Source organism: Sphingobacterium sp. UBA7855, from assembly GCA_002500745.1.
In the GTDB taxonomy this organism is placed as follows: domain Bacteria; phylum Bacteroidota; class Bacteroidia; order Sphingobacteriales; family Sphingobacteriaceae; genus Sphingobacterium.
Genome location: DLST01000018.1, coordinates 617,943 through 630,942, shown reverse-complemented (window position 1 = coordinate 630,942; position 13,000 = coordinate 617,943). Strand labels below are relative to the sequence as shown.

Annotated in this window: 10 protein-coding genes; 3 read left to right on the top strand and 7 right to left on the bottom strand. The window is 40.4% G+C overall.

All coding sequences use genetic code 11. The annotated features are described in order from the left end of the window. Nucleotides 1-4: 4 nt before the first annotated feature. The 7 genes from uxaC to B2107_RS18815 form a co-directional block, all read right to left on the bottom strand. Nucleotides 5-1,405 carry a glucuronate isomerase gene (uxaC, locus tag B2107_RS18845; RefSeq protein ID WP_293957272.1) on the bottom strand — a complete coding sequence of 467 codons (1,401 nt, stop codon included), beginning with the start codon at nt 1,403-1,405 and terminating at the stop codon, nt 5-7. 13 nt (nt 1,406-1,418) lie between these two features. Then, nucleotides 1,419-3,065 (bottom strand): UxaA family hydrolase, encoded by a 1,647-nt coding sequence (locus tag B2107_RS18840; protein WP_293957271.1) that lies wholly within the window; start codon nt 3,063-3,065, stop codon nt 1,419-1,421. A 92-nt stretch (nt 3,066-3,157) separates the two neighbouring features. Further along, nucleotides 3,158-4,675: a tagaturonate reductase gene (locus B2107_RS18835; RefSeq protein ID WP_293957270.1), complete on the bottom strand. Its 1,518-nt coding sequence runs from the start codon at nt 4,673-4,675 to the stop codon at nt 3,158-3,160. Between the two features lie 16 nt (nt 4,676-4,691). Next, nucleotides 4,692-5,729, bottom strand: a complete 1,038-nt coding sequence (gene pelA / locus B2107_RS18830; RefSeq protein WP_293957269.1) for a pectate lyase — start codon at nt 5,727-5,729, stop codon at nt 4,692-4,694. Nucleotides 5,730-5,734: 5 nt separating this feature from the next. Then, nucleotides 5,735-7,651 carry a glycoside hydrolase family 88/105 protein gene (locus B2107_RS18825; RefSeq protein WP_293957268.1) on the bottom strand — a complete coding sequence of 639 codons (1,917 nt, stop codon included), beginning with the start codon at nt 7,649-7,651 and terminating at the stop codon, nt 5,735-5,737. Between the two features lie 7 nt (nt 7,652-7,658). Continuing rightward, entirely contained in the window at nt 7,659-9,329 is a 1,671-nt protein-coding gene (locus B2107_RS18820) for a glycoside hydrolase family 28 protein (RefSeq protein ID WP_312362334.1), read from the bottom strand. 88 nt (nt 9,330-9,417) lie between these two features. Beyond that, a complete protein-coding gene (locus tag B2107_RS18815) occupies nt 9,418-10,398 on the bottom strand; it encodes a pectinesterase family protein (RefSeq protein WP_293957267.1) in 981 nt (326 codons plus the stop codon). Nucleotides 10,399-10,591: 193 nt separating this feature from the next. Here B2107_RS18815 and B2107_RS18810 point away from each other — a divergent pair, with 193 nt between their 5' ends. The 3 genes from B2107_RS18810 (at nt 10,592) to truA (ending at nt 12,980) form a co-directional block, all read left to right on the top strand. Then, nucleotides 10,592-11,893: a UDP-N-acetylmuramoyl-tripeptide--D-alanyl-D-alanine ligase gene (locus B2107_RS18810; RefSeq protein ID WP_293957266.1), complete on the top strand. Its 1,302-nt coding sequence runs from the start codon at nt 10,592-10,594 to the stop codon at nt 11,891-11,893. Nucleotides 11,894-12,029: 136 nt separating this feature from the next. Next, the gene (locus tag B2107_RS18805) at nt 12,030-12,152 is read left to right on the top strand and encodes a hypothetical protein (RefSeq protein ID WP_293957265.1); all 123 of its coding nucleotides are present in this window, start codon (nt 12,030-12,032) and stop codon (nt 12,150-12,152) included. A gap of 72 nt (nt 12,153-12,224) precedes the next feature. Then, complete coding sequence (truA, locus tag B2107_RS18800; RefSeq protein ID WP_293957264.1) at nt 12,225-12,980, top strand: tRNA pseudouridine(38-40) synthase TruA; 756 nt, start codon at nt 12,225-12,227, stop codon at nt 12,978-12,980. Nucleotides 12,981-13,000: the final 20 nt, after the last annotated feature.

Here is a 13,000-nt window from a genome sequence, read left to right as displayed (position 1 = left end):
TTCATTAAAATTCAAAATATTCTTTCGCATTATTATAGCTGATATCCTGTATGATTTTCCCTACCCATTGAATATCATTTGGTATTTCTCCCTTTTCGATGTCTTCCCCAAATATGTCACAGACTAATCTCCTGAAATATTCATGCCTAGGGAATGAAAGGAAACTTCTGGAATCGGTCAGCATACCCACAAGTCGGCTTAGTAGCCCCATATTTGATAGCGTATTGAGTTGTTTTGTCATGCCATCTTTTTGGTCCAAAAACCACCAAGCTGAGCCAAATTGAATCTTCCCTTTGATAGAACCGTCATTGAAATTACCGATCATGGTGGCAATAAGTTCGTTGTCTGCAGGATTGAGATTGTACAAGATGGTTTTGGTTAGCTTATCTTGATTGTCTAATTTATTCAAAAATTTTGACAATGCACGTGCCTGACTAAAATCTCCAATAGAATCCCATCCAGTATCTGGGCCTATCAAACGATGCATACGCGCATTGTTATTGCGTAGTGCGCCCAGATGGTATTGCTGAACCCATCCTTTTTCATGGTCCCATTCGGCAAAATAAATCAGCATCGCAGATTTAAATTTCAAGTTCTCTGAGATAGAAATTTCCTTTTTTGTCCGAATTTTATCAAAGATTGCTACGATTTCTGTCTCGGTATAGTCTTCCGCGTAGATTTGTTCCAATCCGTGATCCGATACTTTACATCCATGGTCCGCAAAGAAATCATGTCTTGATTTTAATGCTTCTAAGTATGTTCCTAGGCTCTTGATTTGCATGTCACTTACCTCTTCAAGTTTATCGATGTATTGATTTAAAGCAATAATATCGTCCGAGTTCATTGCTTTGTCGGGGCGAAATGCAGGTAGCATCTTGAACGATTCGTGTTCTTTTGCAAACTGTTGATGAAATGCTAGGCTATCGATCGGGTCATCTGTTGTGCAGACAACCTCTACGTTCATCATTTTAAGCAGACCACGTACAGAATAGCTGTCTTGGCTCAATTTGGATGCAGTATCTGCATATATTTTAGAAGCGGTTTTTGGCGATAAGATATCGGTAATTCCAAAATAACGCTGTAATTCAAGATGTGTCCAATGATAGAGTGGATTACGCAAAGTATAAGGCACTGTTTCTGCCCATTTCGCAAATTTTTCCTCATCTGATGCGTCGCCAGTGATAAAACGCTCATTGACCCCATTTGCGCGCATGGCACGCCATTTATAATGATCACCATTTAACCAAACCTGGCTGATATTTTCAAATTTAACATCGTTTGCAATCTGCTCCGGAATCAAGTGATTATGGTAATCAATGATGGGCAGCTGTTTTGAATAATTGTGATACAGCTCAATTGCTGTATTCGTGTTCAATAAAAAATTGTCGTCTAAAAAAGTTTTCATTCTATATGCTGATTTATAAGCTTACACCTCTTTTCCAAGGTATAAAGTCATCCTGATTTAATAACACAGCTTTAGGAGTTACTTCCCCGCTGGCTGCCTTGATACAATATTCTAATATGTCTTCTCCCATCGTTTGGATCGATTTATCTCCATCTATAATAGGACCGGTATTGATATCGATAATGTCAGCCATTCTAGCTGCCAGGACATTATTTGTCGCCACTTTGATGACGGGGCATATTGGGTTACCAGTAGGAGTGCCCAAGCCTGTGGTAAACAGAATAAGTGTTGCACCTGCGGCAGCTTTTCCTGTAGTAGCTTCCACATCATTACCAGGAGTGCAAACTAGATTAAGACCTGGCTTCGTCGCCTCTTCTGTATAGTCCAGAACATCAACCACGGGAGATGTCCCGCCCTTTTTTGCTGCACCATTGCTTTTGATTGCATCGGTAATAAGACCGTCACGAATATTTCCTGGAGAGGGGTTCATATAAAATCCAGAGCCAACGGCTTCGGCGGCATGGCTATAGGCCGTCATCAGATCAATGAATTTATTCGCTGCTTTGGGGTCGATAGTGCGGTCTATTAAATTCTGCTCTGCTCCGCATAACTCCGGAAATTCAGCTAAGAGAACTTTGCCGCCCAGCGCAACTAGAAGGTCGGCTGTGTAACCAACGGCAGGGTTGGCAGAGATACCACTAAATCCGTCACTGCCGCCACATTTTACCCCTAGCGTCAATTTACTCAATGGAACAGGCTGTCTTGAGAATTTATTGATTTCCGTCAGTCCAACAAAAGTCTGCAAGATCGCTTCTTTAATGAGCAGTTCTTCGCTTTTGGATTGTTGTTGTTCAAATACAAAGAGGGGTTTATCGAAAGCAGGATTGCGTAATTTGATATCCTTAACAAGGTCGTTGAGTTGAAGGTTCTGACAACCCAAGCTTAAGATCGTCACGCCGGCCACATTTGGATGATCAGCATAGGCAGCCAATAATTTGCTCAATATGGCTGCATCTTGGCGTATTCCGCCACAACCACCTTGATGGTTTAGGAATTTTATACCATCAACGTTTTTAAAAATGCGATCACTTTGGTCTGTTGTACTATTTAGCCGTTCCAGAGCGGCGACAGATAACTCTTCCCCTTTTTCGTAGGCTGTTAATAACTGGTGAGTGAAGTTTTTATATTTTCCAGTCACAGAATACCCAAGTTCATTATACAGTGCTTCTTTGATGACATCAAGATTTCTATTTTCGCAAAAAACAGTCGGAATGAATAACCAGTAATTTGCAGTTCCAACACGACCATCTGAACGTAAGTAGCCTTGGAAAGTTCGACCCTCAAACTTGGAAACATCGGGCTTTTCCCAATGATAATTTGATAGTCTGAAATGATAGGGCTCCGCAGCATGTTTTGTATTGTCCGTATTCATGATACTTCCTTGCGGGATATCAAATTGCGCTTTCCCTACCAGTAAACCATACATGTAGATTTCATCACCAAAGTGCATGTCTTGCATAAAAAATTTATGCTTGGCAGGAATATCCTCCTGCAAAATATAATGATTTCCCTCAAACGAGATCGTATCACCCTTTTGAAGATCTTGTAAGGCAACTAAGACGTTGTCTTTGGGGTGTATTTTTAATACTTTATTTTTCATTAAAGCTTCTTTTTTTTTTTCACTTTGAAATACACGGTTGTTTTGATTTGCATATCGGATTTTTAAGCGAGCGTATTTCATGTGGTAACTTGTTATACTTTCTTATTATCAAAGGCTAACGAAAGCTCAATTGCTTTTAAAGCTCCTTTTTCAGCGATCAGTTGTAATTTTTCTTTGACTGTTTCTTCAAAACGTGAAAATTCCGTTAAATCTTCACCCCATAGGTCTATTGCAGAAAGTAGGGTATGCACAATCTGATCCTGATTCGCCCATGCGGCGTATATTTTTGGCGCCAACTCATCTTGAAGCTCAATGGTATGCCCATTGACTACACGGATATAATGATCATCTTTCTGCTCGGATTTTAGCAAATAAAGATAGGCCGCAAAACCAAGCGCAAAAAGCTGCGGTGCTTCATGATGCTTTGCATACCATTTTTTTAATAAAGGGATATTCCGCATGGCCATTTTTGAACTGTAATTCAGAGCAATGGATTCCCATTTGTGTTCAAGATGTGGATTAGCAAAGCGATCAATCACTTTGGATGAAAAATCGTTAATATCTGAAACGGAAATAGTTTCACTTACGATAGCGGGACCGATTTCATCGCGCATTAAGGAACTGACATATTGATGGAAAGCATGATTTTTCATCGCTTCTTTTACCGTATTGAAGCCTGAAAGAAGGGCAAGAGCACAACTCAACGTATGTGTGCCATTAAGCAGTCTAAGCTTGATTTCCTTGTATTTTTCAATGGACGGAACCAATAATACATTGGAGTCTGCTAAAGCAAAAGAAAGACGTTGATTCACACGCTCAGACAATGATTCGATTGCCCACAAGCGAAAGGGTTCTGCCATAATCATCAATTGATCCTCATAACCTAATAGCTCGCAGGTTTTTTTATACGCTGTTAAGGGGAGCGCTCCGGGAACGATACGGTCAACTAAGGTGTTGCAGAAATCGTTGGCGGTATCAAGCCAATCCATAAATGAATCGGGTAACTCGTTAAGTTTCGCTAGCGCAGTGATGATAGATTTTAGTTTACTCCCGTTTTCAGTAATCAATTCGGTAGGAACTATAGTTAAACCCTTGTTTGTGTCACCATTAAAATAGACAAATCTCCGGTACAGAACGGCGAGAAGTTTACCTGGAAAAGAGGCCGGTGGCATTGCATTGACGTTGTCATCGCTCATGGTAATACCAACCTCCGTTGTGTTGGAAAAGACAATTTCAAGATCTGGATTTTCTGCGCTTTTTAATATTTCTTCCCAATGCTGATTTGCAGATAGCACACGAGAAATAGCATTGTTTATTTCATAATGAGCGACTTCCAACCCGTCTTCTATACCTTTGATACATAATGTGTATAAACTATTCTGCTGTTCGAAGGCATCGGCACCAGCGGATGCGGTCGACTTCACAACCAACACTCTTCCTTGGAACAAGTGCTGCTGATTGGCTTTATGAACAAAATAGTCAGGTAGACCCCTGAGCAGTACACCCGTACCAAACTGTAGTATCTTTTCCGGATAGGAGAAAGAAATTGCTGTGGGCTTGTGCACCAGGTCAGCATTAATCGTTTGTATAGTATGTTGCGTTAGTAACATGTGATGCTATTTTTAGTTATTGAATGTGATGTTGTTTTTTCCACTTTGGATAATCTTTTTGTATAAGTTTTTCGGGCCAATTTCCAAACCATGCATATCCATTTCTCCGTTCTTCAGATACTTCATCGAAACGGTATTTGACCGTATTGTCTCGATCACCAAAAAGTGGGCGATTGTCCTTTAGATGATAAAATCTGGCCCATATCGTGGACGAACTATCAGCGATAAGTTTACGTTCACTCTTGCCTGTCAACTTATTTTTGACGTGATCAAAACGGTAACCTTCGATATCATTTCGTTGAAACCAATTTATGGCCTGTTCAATGGCCTGTTTAATCTCGGGCGTTAAAGGCTGCAGCATTAAAAAACGGATGATAGCAACCGATTCACTGGTACTCAATGAAGGCGGCTCGAATTTTCGGGCTTGGGCAGGTATTAATGTTTGCTCATCGTATTGAGCAGCCCATATAGTCCGCTCTCCCTCTTGGATGACCTGAGTTTTTAGAATACAAGCTATTCCCCTCGCTACGGCATGTTGAGCTTTGGATATAAAAGTAGGATTAACAGCGTCAAAACCAGGCCGCTTATTGGCCACATGGTATAGAACCGTCAATGCATTGATCATCGCATTATCGTTATAGGTAATCTCAGCTCTATAAAGCGATTTATTGGGATAATACTGTGGGAACCCGCCGTTTTCATATTGAGCTGATAGGAGATATGAAATGCCTTTTTCGGCAGCCTTCAGGTAAATGTCATTGTTTGTTTCCGTAAAAGCATTTATTAACCCATTTATTTCCCGGGTTGTCGCACCATTGTCAAGCGTGGCATGATTAATATCCGTCTTTTTGATCTTTTGCAGCAGCTCTTTTGTAAGTGGAAGCTTATAGTCGACGACACTTTTGTCGGCCAACTGCTTAGGCCAGGCACCATTTGTTAGCTGATATACAAGCATCTTCTCTGCAAGTGAATCTTTGGCAGCGAGGCCTTGTGCAACGCATGGTCTACACAATAAGAAAGCCGCGATGAAACTTACAATAGCGATTTTTTTCATAGTCCTTAGTTATTGACCTGTTTAAATAACCACTTTACTAAGTCATTGGCCGCAGTAAAATTTTCGTATTCTTTCGGTAACTTTCGCCCATCTGTATACTCGTTATACAACCAAGGATCTCCGATGGCAAATACCGTTCCTTTTCCATATTTTGCTGTAGCAATGATCGTGTCACCATGGTCTTGAATCAATGTCTGAGCGGGAGATTTTACCTGTAATGTTGAAATCTCCTTGATATATATTTTGGATGTATTTGGAAATACGATATTACCTTTCGGGATAGGTATTGCGCCTGTTTGAAATTCATTTCCTTTTACGCGATTACGGCTATCTTCATTGAATGTAATGCCGAACTTTTGCGCAAGCATATTGAATTTCTTAATCTCGCAGTTACCGCTATCATTTAAGAAAAGAACAAGTACGCCCCCCCTGTCCACCCATTGAGCAATCTGCTGTGCATGGGTTTCGTTCATAAAATGCGGCTGTTCGGTTTCTTTCTCTGTGTCAGGATCCACAATAATGTAAATATTGGATTTCAAGAGATTATTTAATGTGGGTGCTGTCTTTAAAGTATTTAACTTCCCTCCATTTTTTTCAAATATCCTGCCCAATAAGGAAAAACCGTTGTTGTCATCACCATCCCAAAGGTAGTGATAGGGTTTAAGCTCACCTGATGCCGTCTTTTTATACTCATTGTTGAAATAATTATCCAGTGTGACGACATGTTGTTTTTTGCCTTTTTTTCCCTGCGCAAATTCAACTTCTGATGCGGCAAGGATAAAGGCACCAATACCTTTTGGATCGTTAGTAACAACGGGTTCACTCATGTAATATGCAAAACTACCGTCGCGATATTTTTTTCCGCCTAAACCAGAAACCTGCACCGTTTTGTTGAGGTCTACACGGTTATCTCCAGCAACGCTAATAAATTCCTTTACGATCCCTTGATAGCCCCGATCCAAATACTTCTGAAACGATGTTCGAATATACCCCTTACGTAATGATTTCGCTAATCCAAATACGAACATACTGGAAGCTGAAGACTCTAAATAATTTCCCTTTCTCGTTCCCAAATCCACAATATCGTACCAAACACCAGTTTTGGTGTCCTGGTATTTAACAACGGCTGATAGGGTTCGATCTAAGATTGCGATCAGTTCCTGTCTGCGCGGGTGATCTTCCGGAAAATAATCCAATACGTCTACCAGAGCCATAACATACCAGCCCATACCGCGGGCCCAAAAATGTGGTGATAGACCTGTTTTTGGATCGGACCAGCGTTCCTTCTTTGATTCGTCCCAACCATGATACAGAAGTCCAGTTTTTGGATCACGGGCATTTTTTTCCATGTAGACAAATTGGTTTGCGATATCATCAAAAGCGGATGGAATATTCATAAGGCTAGCGTATTCAGCATAGAAGGGCTGGGCCATGTAAAGGCCGTCTAACCACATCTGATAAGGATAAATCTTCTTATGCCAAAAACCGCCCTCATGAGTACGTGGATGTTTTTGAAGTTGTGCATATAACCGATGGCATGCCTGAAGATATTTTTCTTTGCCTGTTACTTTATATAGCATTAATAGGGTTGTGCCGTTTTTGACATTGTCAATATTGAAGTCTTCGACATCATAATTTTTAATAGAATCAGGTATACTCAGGTAAGCATCCATGCGGGATTGCATATAGTTAAAATAATCTGCATTTCCTGTATTGCGCCATACCGCTGTTAAGCCTTCAAAAATAACCCCCATATCGTACGACCATTTTGGAAACTTGTCCGTCTTATTAAATAAAGAATCTGGATAAAGTTTTTCAAGTACTGTGTTGGCCATTTGTTCAGAAAGAGGTTTCTGTTGTCCAAATCCTGCGAATGGAATAAGTATCGGCAGGACTAAAAAAAATAAAAATAACTTTCTCATCACGTTCCTAATTTTTAATTGTTAAGGACTTTTCTGTACTTCCTGCAATAAATTGACTGACAACTTTAGCCGAGGATGTATTGGATTTTGTTAGTCGTATATTGTCACTTGTATCGCCAGATACTTGGACATACACCTCAGGAGTATCCAGTGCCTGGATATTGTCCAAATGTATGCCGCTGCTGTTTTCAATAGTAATGAGTGGATTACTTTGCTGTGTTTTTAATACAATATTTTTAAGATTGATTTGCGAAGCTTCAATGATCTCAATTCCTTTATTTGCCTGCAGTGTTGCATGCTCAATCCAGATGTTCTGAATGTGCATTTCAGGAAGACCTCGGAAGAAAATCCCTTTTGAAGCTCCCTTAGCTACAATATTTTTGATATAGAAATTCTTGAATTGGGGTGTCTCTTCTGTGACTGGAATGTTGACTGATTTTATCGCCGGTCTCTTTTCTCCAGCAAGCGGTACCGGATCTACAGCAGCATAATACATATCGAATAAGATCGCTTCACCGGGGATATCAACCATATTGATGTTATTGATAAATATATTTTCAACGATTCCACCTCTTCCACGTGTTGTTTTGAAACGAAGTCCAATGTCAGTACCAATAAATGAACAGTCTTCAACCCATATATTGCGCGCCCCGCCACTCATCTCACTGCCAATCACAAAGCCCCCATGAGCGTGATAAACAACACTGTTGCGGATAATGACATTTTCTGTTGGTTTACCCCGTTCTCGCCCCGCTTTATCGCGACCGGACTTAATACAAATGCCGTCATCACCAACATCGAAAGTGCAATCTTCAATGAGGACGTTCTTACAAGATTCAACATCTACACCATCCCCATTTTGGCCATACCAAGGGTTGCGGACAGATACTTTACGTAAGGTAAGGTCTTCACATAAAAGGGGATGTATATTCCAGGCTGGGGAGTTTTGGATTGTAACCCCTTCTATTAATACTTTTTTACAATTTGTAAATACCAAAAGATTGGGACGTAAAAAATCTTTAACATCTTTGAAGTCTTCGGCGGTCGTACCCGGACGGATTACGCCCGCCTTCTTTTGTTTTGAACCTCTAAGAGAACTTTCCGAGGGGTACCATATTGCGGCATCGCTATCGACTGTCCCGCCAGATGCTACAAGGTTTTTCCATTGAGAGCTTGTGAGTTTGCTTTTTTTTACCATCCGCCAAGCATCGCCGCTTCCATCAATGATACCAGCACCTGTAATAGCAATATTGCTTAGATTTTTACCCGATATTGGGTTTTGATTCCGCCATGCTGGCTCTCCTTCCCAATTTGATTCAACAAGTTTGTACTGATCAAAATCCTTGGTAAATAGCAAGACCGCATCTCGTTTAAGGTGTAGATTTACATTACTCTGCATCTCAATAGGGCCTGTGAGCCAAATCCCTGCAGGGATCAATACCACGCCCCCACCACGTTCACTACACGTGCGTATGGTTTGGTTAATAGTCGCCGTATTCAGAAATTGACCATTTCCTTTGGCTCCATAATTACTAATATTTAAAGTGTCTTTTTTAAATTCGACCTGCTGTATCACTGGACGAGCCGGTTCTTGCGACATGCCAATCTGTGGAAGCATAAGAAACAAACCGAGTGCGAATTGTAATGTACGGGAATAGTACCTTTTAAACGGAGTCATTTTTTTACATTTTGGTTTAAAAATGGTTATTTGCAAAAGCAATTGTACATTCTTTGTTTGTAACTTGGATGAAAAACTTATGCAATCGTTACCGGCCATCACTTAGGCTATCGAATGAGAGATTTGGCGTCCAATCCTTGAAAATATGCTGAATAGTAATGTTTTTTACTTCTCTATCTGTTAGGATATGACTCCATTTGACACGACTTTGTGACATGGAACCTGCTCCTTTACTGTTATATTCTGCAAAATAGGCTGTCTTTTCGTTCGATTCCTTTCCCCAGTTGTGCCACCCTTTGCTTTCTATAAATTTTGGTAGGTTACAATTCATGAAGATTACTTTGGCATAAGGCCGCCAAGGCCGACCTAAGTAGAAACTCTTTGTGTCTTTATTTCCAGTTACCTTGCAGTTGTTAAAAATATAGCCAAAGTCTGCTTGCTCTGGAGTTGCGGCGGCGGTAATATATCCGCTGTTTTTGCAATGTAGTTCGCAGTCCTCGAACCAAGCTGTGGACGCGCCAAAGATAAAATCCACCGTTCCTTCGATATAGCATTGAAAATAAAACTGCCTCGCACCTTTCCCATAGGTATACAAGGTGTCTTGAAAACCCAAGAAGCGACAATGGAGAAACAGGTTGCGATCGCCTGCTATCCAGGCTGCAACAGCCTGCCCCACCGGGCCAGATACGTTCTCAAAAGAAAGGTTTAAAGCTGTAAAGTCATCGCCATAACAATAGAATGTTGCAGAGCCAGAGGTACCCATTTCTTCGCCAAAACGATTTTTCTTTTGTGCGTAATCATCGTGACTGATAACCGTTCGAAATTTATCTTCACCAATCAAGGTGACAAACTGCTTACTGCCCGGCACAATGATTTTTTCGCGATAGGTTCCATTTTTAATAAATATTTTAGTCTCCTTTTTTCGAAAATCAGGGACAGCATTGATGGCGTCTTGAACCGTGGTGAAATCTCCAGTACCATCCGCCGCCACAGTAAAGTCGTAACGCTTTACGTCCACAGCAAAAAGAAAAAAAGGGATTAAAAAAAGAGAAAGTATAGTTGCTCGCATTCCAGATTGTTTAATTGGTCAATGAAATTACCAATATTAAAGCCTTCGTTAAAGAAAATCCCTCAAAATAAATGCGCAAACGTTATCGGTCACGTTTGCGGAAAGGTGTTAGATGCTAAATTGTTTAGACGAAAGATAATTGTATTGCATATAAAAAGCAATTTCTCTAAGTTTGTTCAACAAATTGCTCAACATGGATATCCAATCACTCTATCAGATTTATAAACAGTATCCGAATATTACAACAGATACACGTAAAATTGGAAAAGATAGTATCTTTTTCGCTTTAAAAGGGGCTAATTTCAATGGCAATACGTTCGCAGAAAATGCGATTGAAATGGGCGCTAAATATGTTGTTATTGACGAAGATATTTACCAAAAAGATGAAAGGTATATTCTTGTTGATGATGTTCTTAATACATTGCAGCAGCTTGCGAATTATCACCGGCATCAATTGCATATTCCCATTATTGGCGTGACTGGTACGAATGGAAAAACAACAACCAAAGAGCTGTTATATGCGGTGGTTTCACAAAAGTTCAAGGCATATGCAACGAAAGGAAATTTAAATAACCACATTGGAGTTCCGTTAACTTTATTAGCAATAGACGATTCGATCGAACTGGCAATCATAGAAATGGGAGCAAATCATTTAAAAGAAATTGCTTTTTTATGTGGAATTGCCGAACCGACACATGGTTTGATTTCCAACGTTGGTAAAGCACATCTCGAGGGTTTTGGATCTTTTGAAGGTGTAAAGACAACCAAAGGCGAACTGTACGACTGGTTGCAGGACCATCAGGGTGTATTATTTTTGCAGGCGGATAATCCACATCTCAAGGAAATGGCTGCCGCCCGCCAAATTACCGATATTGTTACTTATGGTTTTTCGGAAAATAATCAGGTCATAGGGAAGCTTCTTAAAGCAAATCCTCTGTTGCAAATTGAATGGCAAAAGAAGGGTACGACCGACTCTTATATAGTAAATACCCAATTAACAGGATCTTATAACACCGAAAATTTTCTAGCTGCTATTGCCGTAGGGTTGCATTTTGACATTTCTGCTGCTGCCATCAATCGGGGGATTGAAGGGTACACCCCAACGAACAATCGTTCTCAGGTGATGAAAACTGCACACAATACACTGATCTGCGATTATTATAATGCAAATGCAACGAGCATGTCCGCTGCACTAGATAATATCCGTATTATTGATGCAGATAAGAAAGCAATTGTATTGGGAGATATGTTCGAATTGGGAGAAGAATCTTTTGAAGAGCATAAAAAAATTGTCGAAAACGTAAGATCTATCCCAGCTGATCGCAAGATCTTTGTTGGAAAAGAGTTTTTTGTGCATCGATACGAGGGGGGAGAGTTTTATGAAACTACTGCCGAAGCAAAACAAGCCATCCGTGACACGCCAGTAATGAACAGCACGGTTTTACTGAAAGCCTCAAGGGGCATGGCGTTTGAAAATTTAGTCGAATTACTATAGCCTTTTTAGCTTTGTGTTATGCACAACTAGGGGATAAGTTTGGCGCGCAACCATATTGCGACCATGATGCTCCCGCATTGAATGTACTTTAAAAGGTGGACTCAACGTGGACTCACGGTGGACTTACCGTGGTCGCATGGCGAAGATAGTAGGTGTTTACTGTGGCTTTGGTGCCGCTGAATACCAAATTACCCATCAGGCAGATTTGAGTAAAAAGGAAGTGCAAAACAAACAGTTTTGTCATGTAAGAATTAAATAATGAGTAAAATGAGCAAATTCGTTCTACTGAGAAATGATGCTCATTTGGAAAAACGTACCTTTGTTACATATAATGGATAAAAGACGTTTTTTTTTAGAAATAGCCTATTTTGGGCAGGCTTATCATGGTTGGCAGATTCAGAATAATGCAATTTCCGTGCAAGAAGTACTGAATAATGCGCTTGAAATCCTATTGCGGGAACCCATCGAAACAACTGGTGCTGGCCGCACAGATACCGGTGTTCATGCGAAACAATTGTATGCACATTTTGATGTTGTTCCTGTGGGCATTTTGCAAAAAGCAGATCGATTTATTCATTCACTTAACGCCTTATTGCCTTTTGATGTGGCAGTAAAGCGCTTGATTGAAGTGGAGCCTGAAGCGCATGCACGCTTTGATGCGACACAAAGATCATATGAGTACCATCTTCATTTTCATAAAGATCCTTTCCTATATCCCTATTCATGTTTTATGCGCGATCGCCCCGATGTAGAAAAGATGAATGAAGCGGCACAGTTTTTATTGGGTAAGCAAGATTTCGAATGCTTTAGTAAGTCTCATACGCAGGTGTTTACAAATATTTGCGATATTCGTAGAGCAGAATGGGTATGGCATAATGAGCAACAATTGGTTTTCCACATTTCAGCAGATCGTTTTTTGCGTAATATGGTGCGTGCTATTGTGGGCACATCGTTAGAAATCGGAATAAAAGGGAAGCCAATTTCGTTTATGCAAGAGGTAATTCATAGCAAGAACCGAGGGAAAGCTGGCGTTTCCGTGCCGGCACATGGCTTGTATTTAACAGAAGTAGCATATCCTTATTTATAGTATTTAATACATATAGAATT

Excerpts from the sequence above, each read along its gene's own strand:
- uxaC (WP_293957272.1), bottom strand. The coding sequence starts at position 1,405 with ATGAAAACTTTTTTAGACGACAATTTTTTATTGAACACGAATACAGCA.
- B2107_RS18840 (WP_293957271.1), bottom strand. The coding sequence starts at position 3,065 with ATGAAAAATAAAGTATTAAAAATACACCCCAAAGACAACGTCTTAGTT.
- B2107_RS18835 (WP_293957270.1), bottom strand. The coding sequence starts at position 4,675 with ATGTTACTAACGCAACATACTATACAAACGATTAATGCTGACCTGGTG.
- pelA (WP_293957269.1), bottom strand. The coding sequence starts at position 5,729 with ATGAAAAAAATCGCTATTGTAAGTTTCATCGCGGCTTTCTTATTGTGT.
- B2107_RS18825 (WP_293957268.1), bottom strand. The coding sequence starts at position 7,651 with ATGAGAAAGTTATTTTTATTTTTTTTAGTCCTGCCGATACTTATTCCA.
- B2107_RS18820 (WP_312362334.1), bottom strand. The coding sequence starts at position 9,329 with ATGACTCCGTTTAAAAGGTACTATTCCCGTACATTACAATTCGCACTC.
- B2107_RS18815 (WP_293957267.1), bottom strand. The coding sequence starts at position 10,398 with ATGCGAGCAACTATACTTTCTCTTTTTTTAATCCCTTTTTTTCTTTTT.
- B2107_RS18810 (WP_293957266.1), top strand. The coding sequence starts at position 10,592 with ATGGATATCCAATCACTCTATCAGATTTATAAACAGTATCCGAATATT.
- B2107_RS18805 (WP_293957265.1), top strand. The coding sequence starts at position 12,030 with ATGGCGAAGATAGTAGGTGTTTACTGTGGCTTTGGTGCCGCTGAATAC.
- truA (WP_293957264.1), top strand. The coding sequence starts at position 12,225 with ATGGATAAAAGACGTTTTTTTTTAGAAATAGCCTATTTTGGGCAGGCT.